This is a genomic window from Bacteroidales bacterium (assembly GCA_016707785.1).
Lineage (GTDB): Bacteria > Bacteroidota > Bacteroidia > Bacteroidales > UBA4417 > UBA4417.
On the sequence record JADJGZ010000060.1, the window covers coordinates 1 to 24,562 of the forward strand.

Annotated in this window: 19 protein-coding genes; 7 read left to right on the forward strand and 12 right to left on the reverse strand. The window is 39.9% G+C overall.

Annotation, left to right across the window (positions count from 1 at the left end; all coding sequences use genetic code 11):
• The 4 genes from IPH84_19800 to IPH84_19815 all read left to right on the forward strand — a co-directional run.
• On the forward strand, nucleotides 1–586 hold a 586-nt coding region (locus IPH84_19800; protein MBK7175404.1), incomplete at its 5' end, for a hypothetical protein.
• Nucleotides 587–1,072: 486 nt separating this feature from the next.
• A complete protein-coding gene (locus IPH84_19805; protein ID MBK7175405.1) occupies nucleotides 1,073–2,188 on the forward strand; it encodes a hypothetical protein in 1,116 nt (371 codons plus the stop codon).
• A gap of 165 nt (nucleotides 2,189–2,353) precedes the next feature.
• Complete coding sequence (locus IPH84_19810; protein ID MBK7175406.1) at nucleotides 2,354–3,058, forward strand: hypothetical protein; 705 nt, start codon at nucleotides 2,354–2,356, stop codon at nucleotides 3,056–3,058.
• 22 nt (nucleotides 3,059–3,080) lie between these two features.
• Entirely contained in the window at nucleotides 3,081–3,365 is a 285-nt protein-coding gene (locus tag IPH84_19815; GenBank protein ID MBK7175407.1) for a hypothetical protein, read from the forward strand.
• An 838-nt stretch (nucleotides 3,366–4,203) separates the two neighbouring features.
• On the opposite strand, the gene IPH84_19820 is transcribed toward IPH84_19815, so the two are convergent.
• The 4 genes from IPH84_19820 to IPH84_19835 form a co-directional block, all read right to left on the reverse strand.
• Complete coding sequence (locus IPH84_19820; GenBank protein ID MBK7175408.1) at nucleotides 4,204–6,096, reverse strand: aminotransferase class V-fold PLP-dependent enzyme; 1,893 nt, start codon at nucleotides 6,094–6,096, stop codon at nucleotides 4,204–4,206.
• A 329-nt stretch (nucleotides 6,097–6,425) separates the two neighbouring features.
• The gene (locus tag IPH84_19825; protein MBK7175409.1) at nucleotides 6,426–6,704 is read right to left on the reverse strand and encodes a TonB-dependent receptor; all 279 of its coding nucleotides are present in this window, start codon (nucleotides 6,702–6,704) and stop codon (nucleotides 6,426–6,428) included.
• A 346-nt stretch (nucleotides 6,705–7,050) separates the two neighbouring features.
• The gene (locus tag IPH84_19830) at nucleotides 7,051–8,484 is read right to left on the reverse strand and encodes a TonB-dependent receptor plug domain-containing protein (GenBank protein ID MBK7175410.1); all 1,434 of its coding nucleotides are present in this window, start codon (nucleotides 8,482–8,484) and stop codon (nucleotides 7,051–7,053) included.
• A 122-nt stretch (nucleotides 8,485–8,606) separates the two neighbouring features.
• Nucleotides 8,607–9,218, reverse strand: a complete 612-nt coding sequence (locus IPH84_19835; protein MBK7175411.1) for a short chain dehydrogenase — start codon at nucleotides 9,216–9,218, stop codon at nucleotides 8,607–8,609.
• A gap of 396 nt (nucleotides 9,219–9,614) precedes the next feature.
• Here IPH84_19835 and IPH84_19840 point away from each other — a divergent pair, with 396 nt between their 5' ends.
• Nucleotides 9,615–10,211, forward strand: coding sequence for a YdeI/OmpD-associated family protein (locus IPH84_19840; GenBank protein MBK7175412.1), 597 nt, complete (start codon nucleotides 9,615–9,617; stop codon nucleotides 10,209–10,211).
• Nucleotides 10,212–10,379: 168 nt separating this feature from the next.
• Here IPH84_19840 and IPH84_19845 read toward each other — a convergent pair whose 3' ends face one another.
• From IPH84_19845 to IPH84_19860, 4 genes are read right to left on the reverse strand one after another with little or no spacing between them, the layout of a single operon-like run.
• Nucleotides 10,380–10,790 (reverse strand): DUF2809 domain-containing protein, encoded by a 411-nt coding sequence (locus IPH84_19845; protein ID MBK7175413.1) that lies wholly within the window; start codon nucleotides 10,788–10,790, stop codon nucleotides 10,380–10,382.
• Nucleotides 10,791–10,806: 16 nt separating this feature from the next.
• Entirely contained in the window at nucleotides 10,807–11,430 is a 624-nt protein-coding gene (locus IPH84_19850) for a class I SAM-dependent methyltransferase (GenBank protein MBK7175414.1), read from the reverse strand.
• 4 nt (nucleotides 11,431–11,434) lie between these two features.
• Nucleotides 11,435–11,875 (reverse strand): response regulator, encoded by a 441-nt coding sequence (locus IPH84_19855; GenBank protein MBK7175415.1) that lies wholly within the window; start codon nucleotides 11,873–11,875, stop codon nucleotides 11,435–11,437.
• A 2-nt stretch (nucleotides 11,876–11,877) separates the two neighbouring features.
• Entirely contained in the window at nucleotides 11,878–15,411 is a 3,534-nt protein-coding gene (locus tag IPH84_19860) for a PAS domain-containing protein (GenBank protein MBK7175416.1), read from the reverse strand.
• 523 nt (nucleotides 15,412–15,934) lie between these two features.
• On the opposite strand from IPH84_19860, the gene IPH84_19865 reads away from it, so the two are divergent.
• On the forward strand, nucleotides 15,935–16,537 hold the full coding sequence (locus tag IPH84_19865) for a hypothetical protein (GenBank protein MBK7175417.1): 603 nt from the start codon (nucleotides 15,935–15,937) through the stop codon (nucleotides 16,535–16,537).
• A gap of 291 nt (nucleotides 16,538–16,828) precedes the next feature.
• Here the strand turns inward: IPH84_19865 and IPH84_19870 are convergent, their stop codons facing one another.
• The 4 genes from IPH84_19870 to IPH84_19885 form a co-directional block, all read right to left on the reverse strand.
• Entirely contained in the window at nucleotides 16,829–17,224 is a 396-nt protein-coding gene (locus IPH84_19870; GenBank protein MBK7175418.1) for a hypothetical protein, read from the reverse strand.
• A 97-nt stretch (nucleotides 17,225–17,321) separates the two neighbouring features.
• Nucleotides 17,322–19,349, reverse strand: coding sequence for a hypothetical protein (locus IPH84_19875; GenBank protein MBK7175419.1), 2,028 nt, complete (start codon nucleotides 19,347–19,349; stop codon nucleotides 17,322–17,324).
• Between the two features lie 306 nt (nucleotides 19,350–19,655).
• The gene (locus IPH84_19880; protein MBK7175420.1) at nucleotides 19,656–20,279 is read right to left on the reverse strand and encodes a response regulator transcription factor; all 624 of its coding nucleotides are present in this window, start codon (nucleotides 20,277–20,279) and stop codon (nucleotides 19,656–19,658) included.
• A gap of 58 nt (nucleotides 20,280–20,337) precedes the next feature.
• Nucleotides 20,338–23,466 carry a VCBS repeat-containing protein gene (locus tag IPH84_19885; GenBank protein MBK7175421.1) on the reverse strand — a complete coding sequence of 1,043 codons (3,129 nt, stop codon included), beginning with the start codon at nucleotides 23,464–23,466 and terminating at the stop codon, nucleotides 20,338–20,340.
• 409 nt (nucleotides 23,467–23,875) lie between these two features.
• Between IPH84_19885 and IPH84_19890 the strand changes: the two genes are divergently transcribed.
• Nucleotides 23,876–24,496: a hypothetical protein gene (locus IPH84_19890; GenBank protein MBK7175422.1), complete on the forward strand. Its 621-nt coding sequence runs from the start codon at nucleotides 23,876–23,878 to the stop codon at nucleotides 24,494–24,496.
• The last annotated feature ends 66 nt before the right edge of the window (nucleotides 24,497–24,562 follow it).

The following is a 24,562-nucleotide window of genomic DNA, read 5'->3' on the forward strand; positions in this document are numbered from 1 at the left end:
TCCAGCATTTTATTCAAAAAAGGATAGTTTAACTATTCAATTAACTTCTTTCACAACTAATTGGGATAGTTCATTCATCAGAATATATAAGAATAAAAAGCAATTACAGAAGATCTTTGAGCCAATGAGTCTGTCTCCTAACAATTTATATGAACCGGCTAGAATAGCAGACATCAATGGTGATAATCTCTTAGATGTCAAATTGATCTCATCATATAATGGATGCGGGCTTGCTGCAATGAATGTTAGAGTAATCTTTCTATTTCAAAATTCTAACGGAACATTCACAAAAATATCATTTGATGATAAGATGGATGAGAATGGAAGGGTTGAAAGGGATTTTAACGGAGATAGTAATTTTGAAATAATCACGATGGACCTGAAAAGTTATAAGTCACATAATTATTGGCTTTTCAACATTTATAATTTCAAGAACTACAAATTAGTAAATGTTAATCCAAGTTATGATTATCCTATAATGATTCAATATCTTTTAAGAGATAATTACGAAATTACCAATAAAATAAGTAGAGTTAAAATGAAAGAATTTGGAAAAAAGTTACCAGATAACTATGACAGAAAATAATAATACTGGCGGTAACAGCACCTACCCACCACCAGGCTTTCGCTCGTGCTTCTCTTGAAAACTATTACTAAATTCGTGTTCTGTGCTTCTTGGGAAGTTGGTTGAATAAAAGCCTGGCAGCGGGTAGCTGCGGAACGGTAGCACCCATGCTGAAAGAAACCCAAAATGATTAGCAGTAAGAACTTATTACATAAAGAACCCGATTTAATAGTGCTATCAAGATTCAGGTTGATAGTTAGAGTAATCGTGGGACTGCTTTATTCATTTTCCTTCTATTCATTCCTTTATATCATTAGAGAAACATTTAGGATTCTATCTGTAACAGATAAATATGACTTGTGGGTTCTTACAGACAAAGAGGTAAATTTTTACAATCTATTCTTTGCTTTTATATCTCTTATCATAGGACAATCCGTGTGTTTCGTTTTCTGGTTTGACCAACCTAAAAAGATATTTGGGATTTGCAATCACAGAAAGACTGCAATTGTGAACGACCAAAGATTTTTAAACTGGTACTTCTTAAGTTGGTTTTCAAAATTAGCTGTCGCTTTTGGACTCTTTTTCGGATTCACTTTTCAGGGAAGTTGGCATCTTTTCAGCCTCTATCCTAACTATAATTATGTATTTATCCTTATTATTATCACACTATTCCTTCAAACCTGGAACACAATCAGGTCAACTTATATTCGTAAAAGTTTAAAATGGTTATTGGCTTCCATAATAAGTATCTCAGTCTTTTCATTCGGGTTATCAAAAATAAATCTGACAAATTATAAAGCCATCAATAAAAATATTCTCAGTAAAAACATCCATTATCAATATATACTCGATCTTCCGTTTTCAGCAATTTATGAAAGATCAGAAAAACCTTCTTTAATTGAGGATATTCATGTTGTGTTTTCGAAAGATGGAGTGGAAAGTTCGAAACCAATTATTGTAGTTGAAAATAAAAGAATTCCATTAGACAGTTTGCAATTCAAAATCCGTGATTGGCAATCAATGAGAGACGAGATTGAAATTCCTTTTATGGTTTATCGTCTTTACATTCATTGTGATGTTAAAATGGAGTTTATAAATAAATTAATAACAGAATTATCTAATTCGGGTATTTCTAGCATATCATATGCTGTAATTCCATCGAATGCCAACTTTGACACTCAGTACTATCCAGATGTATCATTCCCGACAAAAATACCCAACTGGTATTCAGATATGACTAAACTGAATGAAATTAGGCAGGAAATAAATGAAACACCTAATATCATTCAAATTAAACAAGGCGAAAAAGGCTTAATAATGGTTAATGAAAATGCAGTTGAAATTGCCAGTTTGAAATCGACAATAAAGTCGTTGATTAAAAGTAACACAGACTATTTTATCAAGTATAATATCCATGATAGCATAAATTTCTCCAGTTATTTTATGGTTTTATCGAAATCAACAGAAGCAATACGCGAACTGAGAGAAGAATATTCACAATGGAAATATGCGCAAAAATACGAATGGCTTAATAATAAAGAGCAAAGAGAAGTTCGGGATAAATATCCAATGAGAATTTTAGAACTGACAACAGAAATGATAATGAAATTTGAAAATAATTAAAGCAATTTAGCTTACATTGTACATTTTGTAAGGCATTGTTTGGTGGTGCGCCAATTGCGGATTCCCGTTTCACAGTTCCCATTCCTTCGGGCAGGAGCGCTCTCCGAAATCCACCTCTCATTATGTACCAAACGCTAAATGCAGTCTTAATATATAAAACAGAATATGAATGTGCCTTTATTAATTTTTGCATTTTTATTTATGACTATTTCGGCATTTTCGCAAATTAGCAATGACTCAATTGCATATCGAATGCTGAGTAAAGATTTAGAAGAAATACTAATATACACCAATGTTCAAAGCGTTATAAATGAAAGGTATAATTATCAGCAAAATGAAGAATCGTTAGTTTTTTATAATAGAAGGAATGAAATATTTAAATTCTTGTTCAACGAAAAAGGGATCTCCGAAGGATATTATATACTTTGGCTTTACGAAATGATTGAAACATCTGGTGATGAAGCTATAAATTGGGGGGAAATAAAAAATTACAGCGTACATTTGAGTGAACAGGAACTGTATGAAATTAGAGGAATCAATTGTAATCAATTATTGAAATTAGCAGATACAAGCTTGTTTTTAAAAAATCTTGACACCTTATACCTAGACATGATAGCTTTACCTACTCATCATGGGGAATTTGGTGTTATCTATAAATCTAATAAATGTGATATCGAATATTTTGAAGCAGATTCTCTGCTTACAGCATTAGATCAGTTTCTTCAAAATAAATTAAACACAAATGCTAAGCGAAAAAAGATTCTCAAAAACTTAGATTTTAAATTCTATTCATTCGGAGGTTGCTCATACACCTATTATCAAAATTTATTTCAAAGAATTTACAACAGGATAATTAGAAGACTAGATTAACTGCACCTAACACCGCTTATCTATGACCCAATCACTTACCGAACAGGACCGGAAATTCTTAAAGTACGAAAAGCGTATTGGATATGTGTTTGCAGGGCTTATCCTAAGCTTTGGCGGATTTTTTAATCTCATTTATTTTTTGCTTAACAAAGTCCATCCGAACCTGCTGCTGGCAGGCCTTATTGATCTCGGAATTATCCTTCTGGCCTATACTGTCTGTCACCGCACAAACCGAAAGCTAAACCTTGACCTTAAGGACAATCAGAAGGAAATTCATACTAAAACACTGGAGAAAAAGAGGAAGTGAATTCATATGAAGTAGGAAGCGGATCTTTACATATCCCGATCCTCGGTAATCTGTTTCCAAAATTATGGGGACAGAATATGAAAGAAAATAAGTTATATTATCTTTATTCGCAGGGCAACAGGTATGAGGCAGATAAAGCACTTTACGACCAGCTTAAAAAAGGTTCTGAATTTCACATTCATTATGCCAGGCATAGTGAGACAATATTAATAATCAGTAGGTGCGAATAAAAGAGTGGAAATCCAGCACTCTTAAATAAATCCTACTTTTACAAGCCGGGGAGTAAAAATAAATAACTCCATTTATTACAATGAAAAAGCCCGGGGTAAGGGTTGGAGGGAGGAAGCCAAAATCGCGGGACTGATTTCGTTTAACCCAGTGCCGTCCGGAGGGATTCGGTGGATGAGGCTGTTTGTCGTTAAAAGGTAACGGGTGGACACTTCTTCCGATGAGGTAATGAATATATATGGTGGTTCAGTCGAAGGAAAACTCCCTGGAAGAATACACAACCGCTGATGGAGAAAGGCTTCCGGTGGAGCCGAAGTGGAGGTAAGTATTCATACCTGAAAGGTATAGATTCGCATCTTATCTGGTGAAGGAAAATCCCTGTTCCTGGCATAATCCCTCATATTCATTTACTATTCACTATTTACTATTCACTTTTTACTAAATACTATTCACTATTTAACTTTCACTAATCACCAATTACTATTCACTAATAATTCACTATTCACTATTCACTAGTCACTATTTACTATTCACTATTTACTATTCACTATTCACTATTCACTATTCACTATTCACTAATCTCTATTCTCTATTCACTATTCACTATTCACTATTCACTAATCTTATACACCTTCTCTGCCCGTTCCGCTTCAAACTGCCCCATCAGCCTTTTTATTTCTGATTTCTGTTCAGGGCTAAGGCGATATTGTTTTTCTGTTTTTGAACGGATGATCTCATCCATTGTTTTTGCAAGAATCTCAATTTCTTCAGCCGTATTTCCTATTCCCAGGCTAACCCTTACAAGCCCCAGGAAGCGGAATTTCGGGAAGAGGTGCTGGATAAGGCGCTGAAACTGCTCAAGGAAAGGCCCGACCCCCAGGATATGCTTCATGATAATATGAGCACAATGGCAACCATGCCTCACCCCGATCCCTGCCCTGAAGGCAAGTTCCTTCGCTGCTTTGGATGGCATCAGTCCTCCGGGGTTAAAAACCACAACACCTACTTTATTTTCGAAGCCCGGCAAATCGGCTGATTGTATTCCGTAAATCTTTAATCCCTGTACCGTTGCCAACCGCTGCAGGAGCAACTTATGCAGGGCTGTTTCCTCTTCATGGATACGTTCCATCCCCACCTTTTCGAGCAGCAGCAAGGATTTCCCTAAAGCTGCTATTCCTGCAGCATTTTCCTCTCCTGATGAGCGGATTAACTGCAATTCCTGTTCTTTGAAGTTCAGTTTGCCTTTTCGTGAAATAAGCACGCCACATCCAAAGGGAGCATATACTTTATGTCCTGAGAAAGCGAGGTAGTCGATTCCCCATGCCTGCATCTCCACTTTACGGTGGGCCACCATCTGGGCCGCATCCACCATTACCTCCGCACCATACTGATGGGCCAGGCTGCAAATGGCTTCCAGGTCGGGACAAACGCCTAATACATTGGAGGCTGCGGTTACTGATACCAGCTTAATCTGCTGGTTCCCAAATTTTTGTTCTGTATTATATTCTTTCAGCAGCACTTCCAGTTCCTTTAAATCAGGGAATCCTTCAGGGCTTACCGACAAACGGATGAGTTTCTGTCCGGGCAGCATCCGCCAAGGAATTTCGTTGGAGGAGTGCTCGAGCAGTGTATTCACCACCACTGAAGCAGGATGAGTATTTCCAAAACTTTGGGCTGCGAAGTTTATGGCTTCGGTAGTATTGGATGTGAAGGTAATGTCGTAGACTTCCCCGGGAGCCCCCAATACCCGGGAACATATGGATTTCACTTCTTCAACCACGGCTTTCTGCACATCTGCTGGTTGTTTCAGGGTATTACGAAAAGCATCCCAGGCGGGGAGAAATGCCTGTGTACTGGCACTGTTATCGAAGTTGATGAATGGCTTTGTCCCACCTAGCGTTGGAACCTGCACCCCCTGCCCTATCATGGTCTCACGTAAGTACAGGAACAGATCCTTCTCCTGTTGCTGAATCAGTGCATCGTTATACAGTATCTCCTGCACTGACATCTTACCCGGCTCAGCAGTTTTGAACAATTCCTTCCCCCCTGTATACATCATCTTCAACGCCCTGGCAAAAGCAATAATATTAATAACTGCCGGGGTTCCGGCTTCAAATTTATCGGGGGCATCAGCCCAGATAATCCACTCTTTTGAGATTAACTTGGTAGTTCCTCCCCCGGTATGAAACAGCTTAATTTTCTTCAGTGCAGCCCTTTCGACTGCCACTGCATTTACGCCCAGTGAAAGTCCAATGCTAAGGGCTGAAAGTTCTTTCCAGGTTCCCGGATCCAATTGTTTTATGAAAGCTTTTGCCCGGTAGGGTGTGCAAAAGATAACAGTGTATCCTTTTACCGGTAGTTTCAGATAGCTGAGCACAATTTCGCGTGCTTTTTCGAATAATTCGGTGGTAACCATTGAATAGTGCCCGCTCCCGCGATGCACATTTGAATAGGTTTCAAGGGCACGCCAGATGCCGGTTTCGAGAAGGGGAAATGGATCCATGAAATCTTTTGAATAAATTAAAAATCATTAGACTACAAGCAGGGAACATAGGTTACAATAGTGCAATTAATTTAGAATGAGTCCAGAGTATTTGAATGATGAGGGGATGGAATACAGAATACAGAATACAGAATGCGGAGCTTGCCCGAATGACCAGAAATAGATTTCAACTAAAAATAATCCTCCAGGTCAGGCGGGTCAGGAGTCAGAATTCAGGAGATCAACTAAAAAGAATCCAGTATATGGCATCATACTGAGGCGGGCATGAGTGGAATCAGTAATTATTTCAAGACTGTTTCCAACTATTCATTCCATCCTGACTGTTAGTATTACAATTTCAGGCTTGCAGTAAGAAAAGCTGATCGGCCGTAACCATTGATTCCTGATCCGTGGTAGCGGTAATCTTTATTTAGCAGATTCAGGAGGCTCAAATCGAACCTCAGGAATTTCACAGAATAGCTCATATCAATATTAAACACACTCCAGCCAGGGGTTCCCCCATTGGGAATACGGTTGTCAGATTTATCACCCGCTGCATGCCGATCCTGTTTTGCTGCAGCCTGCCATCCAATGCCTGCCCGGAAATTCCCTGTGGAATATTCCAGCAATATTTCTCCAAAAGCGGGGGGATCCGTCGTAATGGCTCATTCCTGGTGAGATTCTGGCCGAAGGTATAAGTGAGGCTTCCGGAAACCTGCCATGACTTATGGATGAGGCAATTCCAGTTGGTTTCAATACCCTGTATATAAGCCCGTTCAACATTTTCCTTCATATACACAGGGTATCCTTCAAGGGTATCCCCTTCCACCCTGTTTCGCACTATCAGGTTATACAGTTCATTCCGGTACAGGTATATTTCACCTTTCACTGAGGGATTTTGAAATTTATATCCGGCCTGGTACTGGAATGAATGTTCCGGTTCAAGGTCAAAATTCGGAGTTTCATATCTGAAGTCTACAATTCCAAGGGTTCCAAGATCATCGATATTGGGAGTTCTGAATCCTGTATTGGCGGAAAGAAACAGAAAAGATACACTGTTAATAATCCGTTGAATTGCCAGGCTGCCCACCAAAGCTGAAGGTGTAAGCCTGGTATTGCCTGTGATTTCATCATCCACCCTGATGATAAAAGTATTATACCTTGCTCCCGCAGTGATCTTCCATGATTGAAGATCGAACATATGCAGGCTGAATACTGCAAGGCTTGCCATCGTTGCGCCATCGGGGTATAAGCCACGTTTTGCAAGCGTTTCATGAGAGGTAAGGTTCTTATCGGTACGGGTACTGCGAACAAGGTCGTTGTAAAACTCAACTCCGAACTGGCTGTCCAAATTTTACCGGCAGAAGTAAACAGATCAGCTGTAACAGAGAATGTATTTACCTTGTCGTTTTCCAGCCTTAAAATATCGGAACCGGTTTTCTGCAGTTCCCTTCCCTCTTCTGATCGCTGGAGTGAGGCTGTGATTGTGGCATGCCTGAAAACTCCCTTGTTAAATTTCTGATTTAGCCTGATGTAAGCCAACTCGCGCATTTGAGGATTCATTTTATTGATGGAGTAGTTTTCGAGGGCAACTTTATGGTACACCCATACATTTTCCTGAAATACACGTTGACAGGCAAAAGTGAGTTTGGAATTGGAGGATAAAGCAATAAGTCCTTTAAAATCAATATCAAGTTCCTTATAACTCCCTGGTGTTTGTCGCCCTGATGTATCACCTCCAACAGGATCGCCGAAGTTCCTCAGACTGCTCCCGGCAATAAAGGCCATCATTTTACCACTGAAACTCAAATTTCCATGCAGGCTTTGTTCCATACCATGAGTTCCGAACCTGGAGAGTAGTTCAGCTCCCCACTCAGGTTTTTCGGTGGTAGCGGCTTCCCTGCTGAATGCCTGGATGGTTCCGCCTATGGCATCAGAACCATACTGAACAGAGCCGCTTCCATTGAGTACTTCGATGCGGCCGAGGCTAAACACATCAATGGTATTAAAATACTGGTTAGGTCCATACCTTGAAGTGGCATTACTGAGCCTGATGCCATCGATCAACAGTAGGGTTTGGTTCCCTGTAAGGCCTCTTAAGAAAGGTGAACCTCCGCCATGGTTAGTCTTCTGGATAAACACCCCAGGGGCATGTTGCAGCGCTTCAGGAGAGGTTCGCAGCTGGTGGTCCCTGATGGATTTGTTACTTGTTACCCTGATGGCTTCAGGAGTTCGCATGAGGATGGTTTCGGATCTACTGGCGGTGATCACAACCTCAGACAGGCTTTTAATTGCAACAGAATCCGCATCCGGTAAAGTTCCGGCTAGCTGCTGTGCTTCCGACAATAAGAAGGATAATTGAAAAACAAAAAATGCATAATAACGAATGAAGTGAATGGTTTTAGTCATAAGCTTATTTTAAAGCAAATTTAAGCATGAAGGGCCACTTTGAGTGTATTGCCAGCGTTAAGAGATTGCCTGTATATTCTGTTAGTCAGGCAGATGAATCCTGGATTCCTGGATTCTTATCTCTAAGTTTTCAAAAATTTATAAATCCGGATCACTTCTCCGGTGATATTGTCCATGATGCAGTGCCTGTATGCTTCGAGGACTTCAGACATAGGGATAGGCTGATGTCCGGGGAAGAACTTCCCGTATTTTTCGGCGGCTGGTTCCACGAGTCCGCTGGAAACGGCATTAAGTCGCATTCCATCAGGCATTTCGGGTGCGGTAGCCTTTATGAAGCTGTGGATGGCTCCGTTAACCATTGCTGCGATGCTGGTTCCTGCAACGGGATGATCCGCCAGTATGCCTGTGGTAAGCGTGACAGAGCCCCCGGGGTTCAGATATTTGCTTCCAATACAGCTGAGGTTAACCTGGCCCATAAGTTTGCTTTGGATGGCGTGGGTATAATCCTCTTCACTTAGCTGACTGAAATGGGACCAGCGGGCTTCTCCGGCAGCACAGATAATGGCATCGACATTGCCGGTTTCGTGGAATAGTTGCTGAATGGACTTGCTGTTACTTATGTCGACATGAAGCATGCCACTATTTCTGCCAACAGTGATCACTTCGTTGGCTGGGGTGAAGTAGCTGCTGAGGGCACCTCCAATAGTTCCATTTCCTATAATAATGATTTTCATCTGGTCGATATTGGTGTATTTTAAAAAGTGGTTGCCATTGGCAAATGGGTAAATTAATTCCTAAAAAGTTATCTTTGAAAGCCGGTTTTTAATGCTACCAAAGCACCAGGTTTCAAAAGTACAAGAAACAATTTTTCGATGTCTTTCCTGAAAGGATTTGCAATTGATTCTCTGTAGCCACAGAGGTCACCCAATCGCATCTGTAAATTTACCCTCATTTCTAAAAAAATAAGATATTACTATGCCAAAAAGGTTACAATTTTGCAAATCATAAAATCAGCAAATCCACTGCACTCACATTTATTTTCTCCCTCAATAGATTATCTCAGATGAAAACAATTAATCACCCCGACAGTTAATATTGTCTAAATCATTCGCCAATAAATCCATTTAAAAATGAAACTCCACCCTAAAGTAGATGAATACCTCTCCGGAGAGAATAAATGGCAGCAGGAATTACGGGCTCTTCGCGAGATCCTGCTGAGCTGTGGACTGGATGAGGAATATAAGTGGGGCAGTCCGATATATACTTTCCAGGGAAGAAATGTAGCAGGAATCAGAGGCTTTAAGGAACATCTTGCCATATGGTTCAATAACGGTGCCCTTTTGAAGGATTCACACAAGGTATTGCTGGCTTCTTCCGAAAATACACAGGCCTTAAGGAAAATTGAGTTCTGTAATATAAAAGAGGTAATGGAGCATGAGCAGATCCTTCGGGAATACCTGTTTGAAATGATAGAACTTGAGAAAGCCGGGGTAAAGGTTGCTTTTAAAAAGAGTGATGAAATGACCATTCCGGAAGAGTTCAAAGCCCGGCTGGAGGCCATGCCTGACCTTATGGAATCCTTCAATAAACTGACTCCGGGCCGGCAGCGTGATTATTGCAGGCATTTTGCAGAGCCTAAACAATCATTGACCAGGGAATCGCGCATAGAGAAATGCATTCCACAAATTCTGGCCGGAATGGGGCTGAATGATAAATACAAATGCTGATCAATTTGATGTAATACTGCGGCAGAATAGGTTTACGAATTATTAGGTAAGGAAAATGCCCAGTATTACTGAATCTAACCAGCTTTGCTTCGCAAACCTGCTAAGATTCAGTATATAATAATGGCTCAGCTTCAAAAGAGTCTTTACTAAAGATTGAATAAAGTCATTTTACTCTTTAGAGCGCATCCATTTTGTCCTCAGGATTTCTGTAAGATATCCGAACGCGATCCCAAGGGTGTAACAGATTAAATCACTCCATAAAAAGCCAAATCCGAGAACAAGTCCACCTATGGAGGTATGCCTGATATTATCTATCCAGTAGGCATGATAAAGCTGGCTCAATTCGATGCTGAAAGAAAAAAGCAGTGCAAGTAAGGCAATCCAGACACTACTTTTCTTAGGGAAGAGGATGGCAAGGAGGATAAAGACCATTAAGGCCCAAAGCGTATCCCCAAGGTATGAATTCACCCAATTGGGCAGTATTCCGGAATAATGACGGGACGCCAGTCCGGATGCTACTGTAGCAACAAAAAAGAGAAAATACAGGAAACGGCTTCTGTTCATTTGGAGTTCTTTCATTAAAAAGCCGAAGGTATTATTTTTTCTTACCAACAAACCTGATGACTGAACCTTTCCCAACATGCACCGATCCTTCATTCAATTCGATTTCTTCTTCTCTTAATTCTATGACTTCATAATTATTGAAATCTGCCATTATCTCTGCTTCGGAAAATAAACTTTCTACATCTTTTGGTCCACCCACCCTATCATCAATGGCTAAATATTCAGTATGCTTTTTACTGAAAGCTTCAAAAATAATCATTCCGCCTTTTCGCAGGTATTGATCGAGTTCCCTGTGCACCTTCGATTTAATTTCTGCCGGGAAGTGTGCATAGATCAGGGCAATTGCATCAAACTGATTTTCACTGTAATTCAATTCTTTTAAATCACCTATTTGATAATCAATTTCAACTTTCTTTCTTTCTGCCAATCGCAAGGCTTTATTTCTCCCTTCAATGCTTATGTCAAAAGCATACACTTTCCATCCAAGTATTGCAGCATAAACGGCATTCCGACCCTCACCTTCAGCCGGAAAAAGGATTGAGCCCACAGTCAGTTGATTCAATTGTTTTTTCAAATAATTGTTTGGCTCTACACCATAAGCAAACTCCTCTGCCCTATACCGGTTATTCCATTTATCTGTCCAGTTGTCGTTCATTTCATCAGGTAGCTGGAGGTTGCTCGTTTAATATGGCCCAGAATATGCCAATATTTTTAACTGCTTCCAGGAAATCCCTAAAATTGACAGGTTTCACCACATAGGCATTTACCCCGAGTTCATAGCAACGTTTCAGGTCTGGTTCTTCGCGTGAGGAAGTCAGCATTACAACCGGCAGCGACATTAAATTTTTATTTTCGCGGATGGCAGCCAGCACTTCAATACCATCCATTCTTGGCATCTTAATATCCAGGAGCAAAACGGCAGGATTCCCCTTTTTACGGTCTTTGAATTTCCCTGTGCAGTTAAGGTATTCCATGGCTTCAACACCGTCCTCGACAACTACAACCTGGTTAGCAAGGTTATTTTCTGCCAGGGCTTCAAGTGTAAGTTCTACATCACGTGGATTGTCTTCAGCCATCAAAATGGTTTTCAATTCAATCATAATTATTCCTCCTGATTTTTTGGTAAACTAAAATAAAAAGTAGCCCCTTTATTGAGTTCAGCTTCTACCCAAACTCTGCCGTTGTGTTTGAAGATAATGCGCTGCACATTTGCCAGTCCTATCCCGGTTCCTTCAAATTCAGCCTGAGTGTGCAGGCGTTGAAATACTCCAAAAAGTTTATGTGAATATTTCATATCGAAACCCACCCCGTTATCACGTACAATATAAATATCAAATCCTTTTTCTTCGACGGATTCTACTGAGATTTCTGCCTGTTCTGTTTTTCGGGTATATTTCACAGCATTATCGATCAGGTTCACCCATACCTGTTTGAGCAATGAATAATCACCGAAGGCATCCGGCAAATCCTGAACTGACCAGTTGATTAACCTGTCAGTGATATCCGGTTTAGATTTATCAATTAACTCTTTTACCAATGCATTCATATTAACTTTTACCTTCCGTAACTCTTGTCGGCCTGTTCTTGAAAAATGAAGCAGGTCATCAATCAGGTTGCCCATTTGTCTTGAAGCATCCTTTACTGTAGCCAGATAATGCTGGGCTTTTTCAGGTAAATTATCCCTGAACCTATCATTTATTAATTCGACATAGCCATTGATATGCCTGAGCGGGGCCCGTAAATCGTGAGAAACAGAATATGAAAAAGCCTCCAGTTCCTTATTGGCAGATTCGAGTTGAGAGGTACGTTCTATGACCCTTTGTTCCAGAGTTTCATTTAATTTCTTTATTTCGGTAATATCAGTATTAAAACCATACCATGTAATGCTACCATCCGGCAAGCGTTCAGGTGTAGATTTAGAGTATATCCACTGGATTTCCCTACCCGGTATATGCACCCGGAATTCACAGGTAAAATAGCTCATATTCTCAGCGGAGTGCTCAATATCATGGATTACACGTGCAGCATCCTCGGGAAAAATTACCCGACTGATAGGAGTAAAATCGTCAATAACATCTTCCGGTGCACATCCAAAAATATTTCGAATCCCTTCTGAAGCAACGGGAACATAATAAGATCCATCTGGTCGTCGAGTGAATTGAAAGATCAAATCGGGCACATTGGCAGAGAGTTTTTTAAACTCAAGGTCTTTTTCCCTGATTTTTTCATCTTTCTTTTTCTGCTCCGTGATGTCATAGTTTACTCCCACCATCCTCACAGGATTACTGTTCTCATCTCGAAACACCTCTCCTTTTGCCTTACAATTCCGCACTGTTCCATCCGGCCATACTACCCGGAATTCGGTGTCATATTCCTTTTCACCTGTTAATGCCTTTTGGGTTTCATTGCGGGCAAACTCCCTGTCATCAGGGTGAAGTCCACTTAGCCATGCATCATAAGCACCGGTAAAGTCATCCTTCTTCAACCCATAGAGCGCATACATCTGGTCATCCCAGCTAATTAAGTTATTTTTAACATCCCAATCCCAAATTCCCACCTGCGCTGACCTGGTAGCGGTAGCAATCCGATCGTTGAGTTCCCTGATTTTTTCTTCAGCCTGTTTCCTTGAAGTAATATCCTGAAAAAATCCATATACCCGTCTATGCTGCATATCAGCTTTCCCGATCGTATGAACATTTCTATGATTGCCCCTGGCTGTTACGATTTCCAGGTCCAGGTTGAAGGGCTCACCTGTCTCAATGATCCGCTTCACAGCCTCTTCGATGAGTGGCTTTGATTTGGCAGAGTAGAAACTTATTCCATTATCAACATTAGGGTTGTAGTCAAAGTCAACTTCATGGATCCTGTAGACTTCATCCGTCCATGTTTGTTGCATCGTATCCATGTTAAACTCCCAGCCTCCAACCCTGCCAACGATTTCTGTTTCAGATAGCAATTCCTTACTCTTTTTCAGCTCCTCTTCTGCCAGTTTTCTCCTGGTGATATCCTCAATAATCCCCAGGTAATACAGAAACTTTCCTTCACTATCGTAGGTGGTATTCACTGTCAATGAGCCCCAGATCACCTGCCCATCCTTGCGGATGTAACGTTTTTCAGTTTTATAAACCGATATTTCATTATTGATTAGCTTTTGAATGGATATCAGATCCTTTTTCAGGTCATCAGGATGAGTAACATCCCTAAAAGTAAAGTCCCTTAGTTCAGATTCACTATATCCCATGATCTCACAGAAACGGGGATTTGCCTTTTTAAACTGGAATCCCAGGTCGGCAATCACCATTCCAAAGGGGCCATTTTCATATAATTTGTTAAACCTGAATTCACTCTCAAACAGCTGTTCTTCCTGTTGTTTTCGTGCAGTGATGTTTCTGTTGGTTGCGCGACGTCCCAGGTATTCTCCATTAATTCCAAGCATCGGGTTACAACTGTGACTGATCCAGCGCTGTTCACCTTCTTTTGTACGAATACGAAAGTCCAGCTGATGCGGTGTATCATCATATTCTTGAATATGGGCATGATTCCTGAACAATTCCTGATCCGCTTCGAAAACAATTTGTTGAATTAATTCAGGATGGCTGATAAATTCTTCGGGCGAATATCCTGTAACCCTTTGACAAGCAGGAGATACATAATGAATAAAGCCATCAGGCCTGACCCAGTATATCCAGTCATCTGAATTGTCAGAAACCAGGCGGTATTTTTCCTCGCTGGTGCGAAGGGCTATCTCAGCTTTCTTACGTTCGGTGACATCAATAGATAGTATGAAAACACCTTCCGGAACAGGTTGTATACTTAGGTCGAACCAGCCAGGGCTCCCATCCGGAAACACAAATTCATTTTCAAAATGCTTGAAAACTCTATTCCTGAGGGCCTTTTCTATAATTTTAAAAATTTCCGTTTCTTCAATTCCAGGCCACATATCCATGTACCTGTTACCAAGCAATTCAGCATTTGGCCTTCGATTGTGAATCTCTGCTGTCTGATTCAGATAGATATATCTCCAGTCATACCCAATGACCTGGCAACCTTCCAGCATTTGATCCAGTGCCTTCCTGGAACGTTCTTCACTTGCTTTTAATGCTTCATTCAATTGCAATTGTTCCATTTTCTGAAAAGTGATCAAGCTAATAAGCTGAGTCATATTCAGTAAAAAGTCCATGGCAATTTTTACTTTCTCCTTAGATACAACAGGTACATTTTTAAGTGCTTCCAGGTATTTCAGCTCATCAAATCCATGGGTTTTGGCCTGGCTTTTAAAAAACTCCAGATCTGGCTCATCAAAAAAGAACTGTCCTGAGAATAGATTCGCTATATGTTCACCGTTTATCACAATCGGGACTGCTACATCCACCAGGCCATTGTGGCATTTATAGAAATGGTATTTTTCATCCTTATTAAGTTCATTGGCCAAAACAGTATCACTAATTCTGCAATTCCGGGCTGTTTCGGGGTGAACCCTGTGAAATTGAGTGCAAATTTGCCGCCATCCTGACTTTGAAAGCACATTCCCTTTGAGATCAAGAATAGCTGTAACAAAGCCTGTGGATTGATTGAATCCTTCCAGCAGTTTATTTACTTCCTCAAAATCGATTAAGTTCAAAAGATTGATTCCCATAGGTCGCCAGTTTCAAGATTAACTTTAGGAAACGAAATGCGCATCCAGCTTTACCAATAGGTAAAACCTTCCGGAAGAGTTCTAATTCTTTATATCAGTCTTAATATTCATTGCCAAATCCCAAAATCTGATGTCAGATTACTGCATTCTTATTGGCAACACTAAAAAAATTTCATTCATTTTTCAATCCCCGGAGGTAATCTCTCGATTTATTCCTCCTCTAGTAAAGATAGAAAATTTATTTCAGCATCACTTGTCTTATTTTTTTCTAACCTTTTTCTTTTCTATGCAGAAGATTGCTTTTCCACTGATTTAAGAATAGTTAATAAACAGGTTTAAATAATAGAATTAGAATTATCATTCATAGCCATGCAGAAATTTAAGATTCTTATATTTGGTATTCATTTTCAACACCTACTATCGATTTATTGCCGAATTGTAACAGTTTTTCGATCCATCAAATGACAGTCTGTTCTTCCTCCTGGTTTCAAACATATATTCTCAATTTCTATACCTCTTTCGCATGAAAACCTCAATCATAATTGTATTTTTATTTCTTTCTGCATTTGCCAAAGGTCAATGGTATGAAGGTACATTGTTCTACAAAAATGGCACTTCTGAAAAAGGATTCATTAAGTATTTTGATAATGCTAGAAGAGATGAAATATTCTTCAAATCACCCGATGGAAAACGAAAAAATATTGATAGTAAAAAATTGAAAGAAATCCGGTTTATAAATGACCAGGCGATAACTATTACATATGTAAGGCTGAAGCCGGTTACACCAGGAGCTCCTCTTTTTGATTTTCTGACCGAATCATCCTATACCTGGTTTTCATTGTATTATAGGGGTGAATTTGATGTTGTTACCCAGGAGACAGGAATACTGAACCAATACATTCATCTTCCCGGAACTGATTCAGCCGTCAGGATAAAAATTGACTATCATGGAAGTGGTAACAAGCTTACATTAGATGCATTTCATAAGGCTGCCATTGAAATCTTTAAAGAAAAGTGCAGCGAGATGACCCGGGCTATTGAAGACAAAAAATTCCTGCCTAAAACCATTGATGAGTTAATCGAATATTACGAAAAGAATTGTGCAACAGTTACTGCCAGTCTTTAACCAGAATCTATGAAAGCAATAAAACAGATTGTAGGCAAATTCTATCTTTTTCTCTCTGCAATGGAACTCCAAACTTTATTTTCACAATGATTCAGTATAAAAAACACGACAGCAGGTTTCCCTGCTGTCTGGATGAATCAAATATAAAAATCACCAAATTATTGTTCTAGTGGGAAGAAGAATAGATTTGGCTTTACTTTTCATGCCTTTTTTACCGAATCGGAATAGGTTTGCGATTATTCAACTGCCTGATTGAGATTCATCATCTCCAATCCGCCATGCTCTCTCAGTCTATTCCAAAACACAAACACCGGGGCTTTTACGTCTGAATGGTTGGTCAGCATCCTTACAACGGGGTTTCATAGTGAGTTTTACATCCCAACATCCGGCATAATAATATTTTACCCAAACTACTTCATCTTTTGACCAGGCAGGAACCCCTTTTTCAAATTCCCAGAATATACCAAAATCATTCCCTAGTTCATCCTGTCCCCAATAGGTATACTTGACGGAGTCCCCAACATGAATCATTCCAGTCGGATTTTCAATCCAATCAGGAATATGTGCAGCCGGACCATCGCACACATCCTCAGGCCTCCAACCATCATCACAGCCTGTTGAATGGAACAAAAATCCGATACCTAGTAAATAGCTCAGAACAAACAGAAGAAATGTTTTCTTAATCATAGCAATACTATTTTGACAAATATGGAGAAACTGATAAATCCCGTCAATAGCCCAAACAGGTCATTTTAAGTCCAACCCCAATTTTAGCACACTTGAATTAAAAAGACCGTATCGCCCGTATAGCAACGCCGGTATTGGCCTTCGGACAGGATTCCTGTTCATATACATCGAACTGTTGGAAATAGGCCTGATCTTTATCGAATTCGGAGGAAGAATAATAGAAACAAGGTCCTAATCCTCCAATAACGGTTCGTTGAAGGTAGAGTTGATATAATTCATCTTTGGATGGTAAATACCAATCGCTATAACCATTGTGTACAAGATCATTACAGATGCGCGCCGCAATACCTTCATCACTGCATCCATTCACAATTTTGGTCGTATTGGCTTGCCCTGTGCCCATGGCAGTGGATGTACCCGGAATCGATGTTCCCTCACATCCCCAGGGTGCATTTTGGTAAGTGTCGGTGGATTGGACGATCAAGCCATGCTTCCCGGTATTATCCACATAGAATATGATTCCACCCTGGTAGGGCTGTCCAACAGCAATAATTGCGGTGGAAGCTTTGAAATTCAGGGTCCAACCATCCTGGTAAATGCCTGAACTATTAGAAAGCCTCGTTTGAATAGTGTAATCCATAGTTGCAGTATCACCAAAATTCTTAAGCCATTCTGAAGTATCCAATGCCAGTTCGAAATAGTACGGATTTGGAGAGTTCGGAAGCGTTAAAGGATAGTCCCTCATAAAGGTATTTTTTCCTTTGGTGAGGTTCGATACTTTTATATTCAGAATTACATTTTCACTTGCATCCATATCTGCATTGAAAAGCTGCAGTTTAAAATTCATTGAGCTGACAGTTTGCGGCAGTTTCTCAAATGTAAGAAGGTCATTCTGCGTCCATTTATAGCCATCCGGATGATTCGGATCCCATGTGAGGCTGATGGTTCCTTTACTGCCTCCAGCTGTTTTATAATAGGAGAACGACATCTCTGTTTTACCGGAAGGGAAAGTTGGCAAGCCCACTGTTTGCAAAGCACGCGACTCATTCACCCCTGTTGCTGCAGTAAGCATCAGGAATAAAGATTGGGCACATGCATCTTTCAGAAACCAGCTCCATTTGCGGGAAGTATACATACAGCCCTCATCTGCTGTAGGAGGGTTTGTTCCTTTACTATCGTGTATGATCAGGTCAGTTTCATCATATCCGTTCAGGTTGAGGTAAGTCCGGTAGCCGACAACCAGCACAGCATGAGCATGATTGGGCATATAAAGGACAACCGGCCTTTTTTCATCCAGCCTTTCGATGATTGCATTCAGCAGGTTATTCTTATTAAAATAACTTTCAGTAAGTGCACCGGCCCCATTACTGTATAAATGGAATTTTTTATCCAGAACTTTCATAAAATTATAGATACCGATTCCATCATCAATACCCAGGCCGATGGCTTTAAGGTAGTGGTAAACCTCAGTTTCAGCTTCACGATCGGCATAAGGGCTGTATGCTTTGGTCAGCATAGTAACATCAGTAGCCCAGCAGCTACCTCCTATCTGTTCATAAAATGGCATCGGAATGAGTACCGTTTTATCCACAAACTCACGAGGAGTTCCCCATTCAACAATCCACCTCTTATAATTACCATCACTTTTCAGGTGTTTCAGATGCTGGTAACTGGCTACTTTCACACCTCCGGATATGCTATCATAAGCAAAATCCATTGCTGTTCCTTCAATTTTAGTTTGGTCGTAGTTAAACACTCCAACGAAACTGGATTTCAAGCCTGCAGGACAAGGAAATGATAAATTCATTAAAGTGCCGGTCTCAATACCTGAAAGTTCGTATACATTCCGCTTTGTTTGATTAAAATACTGATCATTCCCAATTTTGCTGAATGTAATGCTTACATCCCCTGACAAGGAACCAGAAGGAATATTCACAGAGGCCCCATCTTTTAGTTCAAGTGTACCTCCTGCCTGGCCGATGATCCCAGAGGTAGTTTCAATAACATTTTCCTCGGGGTCAGTAGGTTCAGGGGTTGCATCGTCCTTTTTGCAACCATTGGAGAGAATGAGAATTAAGCCCAGAATGATCAGGAAGCCGAAGCCAGCAAACAGATGGTTTTTCATGTCAGATGAATTTAACAGATTGGAATGAAATCAAAATTTTGAATTGAGATTAGCAATTCAAAGCAAAATTGACATGATAAGATGGACACTGCAATAGCCTGAACAGGTCATTTTTTGTTAAGGGGCTAAGTGGAGGAATGATGATTGAAGATTAACGAATGAAGAATTATGAAGTCAGACACTTCTAAAATCAAAAATCCCTGCCTGACTAAATCATGCAGGCAGGGTTGATCCCAATTCTTAAATCATGGGGATTAACGAATGAAGAATTATTAAGTTGAACCCTGAGAGTAGAATGCCGATGCTTCAGACAAGCTTTTCTTTAAGCGCCTTTGCAACAGCCTGGGCTTTTGAGTGCACCTGGAGTTTTTCATAGATATTCTTGATATGGTTCCGAACCGTTTGCTGGCTGATGAACAGCTTCTCAGCAATCCTTTCAGTAGACATCCCTTCAGTGATCAATCCAAGGATTTCCTTTTCCCTGGGAGTGAGTTCCGATTGGCCGGGATTGCGGGGGCCGGGATTAAAACTGGATAGTACAAGCCGGGCTACCATTGGTGTAAGTGCGGCTCCCCCTTCATAAACATTAAGAATGGCTTCCAGTATTTTTGCCGGAGGCGTCTTTTTCAGGATGTAACCATCCGCACCACTTTTAATAGCAGTAAGAATGTGATATTCATCTTCCAGGATAGTGAGCATAATGATCTTCTGATCATATGACTTCGCCTTAAACAGTGAGATTGCTTCCAATCCCGATTTTCCCGGCAAATTAATATCAAGTAAAAGAACATCAACACTTTGCATATTCAGAGCCTCTTCTACCGACGAGCAAGCCCAGCTCACTTTATAATCAGTAAAAGAAGAGATCAGGAAGCCAAGGCTTTGCCTGAATTCTGCATGATCTTCAACTATTCCTACCTTAATTTCCATCGTCTTGATTTTTACGCAATTTAGGACTGTTGAAAAGACTTCCTATGACCTGTTTAAGTCATATTTTAAATTTCAAAGAAACCTGAATTCCCCTTTGCAGTGAAATAATTTTCAACTCAATACCTGATTCTTCCGCCCTTTTTTTCATATTGACAAGCCCATTCCCATGAGCAACGCGGTTATGAGAAGAAGACATGTTCTGAATTTCAAATCCGCAGCCATCATCACTCAGGCTGATTTCACAAACCCTGTCTCTGCATCCCGCAGTCAAAACAACATTTTTTGCACCCGAATGCTTTATAGTATTATGCAATGCTTCCTTCAAGATGAGATAAGAATCATTCCTGATATTTTCAGGTAAGCGAATGGCTTCTTCCGGCATCTTTACATCTGGATGGAAGGAAATCCCATTATCATTCAATAATTCCATCATATCATTGACTGTTTTTACCAGAAGGCTTTGCAATGAATCATTCCTTGGAGAGGTCATCCAAATAATATCTGAAATGGATTGCAGGGCGTTGCCTGTTAGACTGGTAATTTTTTTGGTCAATCGTCCGGTATCGTTTTGGGAAGGTTCCAGCATTCCTTCAAGTGTACTCGAATAGATAGAGATACTTCCCAGGGTGGAAGCGAGGTCATCATGCAGATCACGTGATAATTTCTCCCTCAGTTCCCTTTTCTCTTTGAGCGAACGACGTTTCAACACAAATTGAACAAAGTAAAGGTGAAGGATCAGTAATAAACCCATCGCGATGATTGGGCTTATAAAGAACTTATAAGAAAATGCTTCAAAAAGAAAGAAGCTGTTTACCAGGATAAATACCATAAAAATCGCAACTACTGACAAGAACTTTATCCAGTTCAACCGATCTGAGATCTTCCGGGTTCCAATAGCATAGGCTAAAAGGAGGCACATTACAACGATAAACTTCAGGATTTCAGGCCTTCGTTCCTTATCAATGATGAGTCGTAATAAGGCTTTCCTGTAATCTGAAAGCAAGGCTTTGAAACCCTCTTCTTCAAACACTTTATAGGACTCCCCGACTTTCAGGTTTTTAATTACAAGGGTATCGGCTGAACACGGGAATTTGATTTTTGCATAAAGTTGGCCAGAAGCAATGGCTCCAAATATCAGGGTTTTGTCGGAAGCGGAACAATACCCGTTTCCTGCGGTAACTTCCCTGTATCCTAATAAAGAATCTCTTATGCCAGGCAGCTTTGATTTAAGGTATAACCAGACTTTAGCTCCAACGGCATCACGGTTTGAACGGCTTCCTGACAAATTAAAACTCACCGACTGAGATTGTTCCGAGATATTCAGAAACAGTGTACTATTCCCTTTCACATAATTGGCGGCATACAAATCAGGATCGCCATCATTATCAAGATCTCCAACAGCACAGCCGGTTCCATAGCCACTCAGTTCTGCGCCAAAGAGAGCTGTTACATTTTCAAAACCCTTTCCGTTAAGATTCCGGTAAAGCACATTATCCCCCACATTGGTAATATAGAGATCCTGGAAACCATCCAGGTCAAAATCAGCAAATACGGCTCCGTTCGTGTAAAGAACTTCCGATGGCAGGAAATCTACGGAACGATCAGTGAATCCACCTTTTCCATCATTCAGGAACAGGTTATTGGGAGAATTCCGATTACCGATGAAAAGATCGGGAAATGCATCATTATTGACATCGGCAAATACAACCGCATTGCTTTTAGCGGGTACTACTTTGGAAATATCAGTGCTTTGGGAAATATCCTTAAACTTCAACTGTCCTTTTGAAGTTTCATTGAGATATAATCGATTACCCGGATACCAGAAGGAGACACAAAGATCGGGGTAGCCATCATTATTAATATCAGCAAAAGAGGCACACATTCCACCTCCCTGGCTTTCCAATCCTGCTTCCCTGGTTACATCCTTAAAATGAGCTGTTCCATCATTCAATAACAAATGGTTCGAACCTTCCTCGCTGGTAAGGAAAATATCCAGGTCGCCATCCAGGTCAACATCCGCCATGGCACTGGCATTAGACCTTTGATAAAATTCGCATGCACGGTCCTTTTGGGTGGAAACATTTCTAAAAAAGCCTTCTCCCTCATTCAATAACAATTTGTTTTTAATGTTGAGGTAATTCAGATAGATATCCTGATCTCCATCATTATCAATATCAGCAGAATTCACCCCAATTTTTAACTCTGTCAGGGATTGTTCATTCCCCGGCTGGTTGGATCCTGTAGCCCTTCTTTTTTCACCCTCTTCGAAAAACCGGCTACCTGTTTTTTTATTATCATTTCCCTCCAGATGGTTGATATAAAGCCGATTGACATTAGAAATACAAACAGCGTACACATCCTTTTTCCTATCTCCATTGAAATCAGCAATGGCGACTCCATACTCATTGTCTGAACTAACATTATAAACCAGGAGCTTCTGTGCTGAAAATCCTTTACCATCATGAATATAAGCCGGGAAGTTGGTGTTTCCCCTATAAAGTATCCGGCCATTCGAACCCGTCACCCATATTTCTCCATTTTCTGATTCTGAAATACTTTCAAAATTTTCATTGCAGTTAGAAGGCAACTGACGAAGTTGGCCATTCTTAAATTCAAGTATTATTCCATCAATACCAGCAAGAATTATATCACCTGACGCTGTAAGCAGTATCTTCCTTGCATGTTTAATGCGTTTATCTTCAACCAGGACTTCCGGAACGGTATTTCTCAACCGGATGATTTTATTTTCCAGCAATAAACAGCCCTCATCACTATTTCTGAAGGAGAAATCCCTTACGACTTCTCCGGGATAGTATTGTTTATAGCTACCCTTTTGATACAAGTATAATTCACCTGCAAAACTTAATGCCCAGCATTTGGATTCATCTTCACCATAAATCTTTTCTATGCTGTTTCTGGTTGGAGTGGGTGCCAAATGCCCGAAAACTCCATTTTTATAATAAGCTACCTCAGAGGTGCAGCAGAATAAACCAAAATCCTTATCGTGGAAATGTATATAACTAATGACATTAGTAAATGGAGATGGAATATTTTCAAGAATGCCATCATGATAATGGTAGAGCAATGATGTGTAGGTTTCCTGACTGATACTGAACCATATATCATCTTTTGAAACCGGGTAAAACCTGAATATCTTACCATTTACAGGGAAATTTAATTTCTGCAAATCAGTACTATCCCATCTATATATTTTATCGGTTAAAAAAAAACAATTTTTCTGATCATCAACAAAACACTGTTGAATATCTGCTTTGGTACCTGAATTGATTTTTTTGAAGCCTTGAGAATAGGTCTTATTTGACAATATAAACAGACAACAAACAAATAGTAACAAACCCCTGCTCAAAACAGTTGCACCCATTGAAGATGAAAATACAAGAAATCTAATTCGCATTTCTCAGGACTCTTATAATAACAATATTGTCAAAACGAATAACCTGGTTGCCATCCTCAAATGTATAAATATTGACTCAAAGAGAAATGAAAGATTCTTATATTTGGTATTCATTTTCAACACTTACTATCGATTTTCAATCATAATAATCAAATATCCTCGAATTCTATACCTCCTTCGCATGAAAACCTCATTCATAATTGTATTTTTATTTCTTTCTGCATTTGCCAAAGCCCAATGGTATGAAGGTAGTGTGCTGTATTTAGACGGCACCATAGAGAAAGGCTATATAAAATATTTTGAGGACGCCAGGAAAAGTGATGTTAATTTCAAATCTATTCCTGGAGAGAAAAGTAAGAATATTAAAAGTGAACAACTAAAAGAAATCCGGTTCATAAACGATAAAGGTGAAAACATCACCTATTTAAAATTACAACCGACATCTCATTATTCAAATATCAAAAACTCTTATATGGATCAATCCAAGACATGGTTTTCACTTTACTATCGAGGTGAATTTGATGTTGTGTGCCAGAAATCAAATATTTTGAACTATTACATACATATGCCAGGTAATGACAGTGCAATTCATATTCATATGGTCAATAAAGGATGGTATTTCAGGAATCAATTCCGGAAGCATGCAGAACAATTCTTTCAAGAAGCAGCTAAAGTAATTTTCAAATATAAGTGCAGTACAATGTCAAAAGATATTCAGGATAAGACCTTCCTACCTCTAACCATTGATGAACTGATTGAATATTACGAAAAGAATTGTGCAACAATAACCACCTGTCTTTAACAAACTTCTGTCAAGAGCCGGGTAAACGTGGAAAATACTTATTTTGGAGATCCAAAATAAATAGAC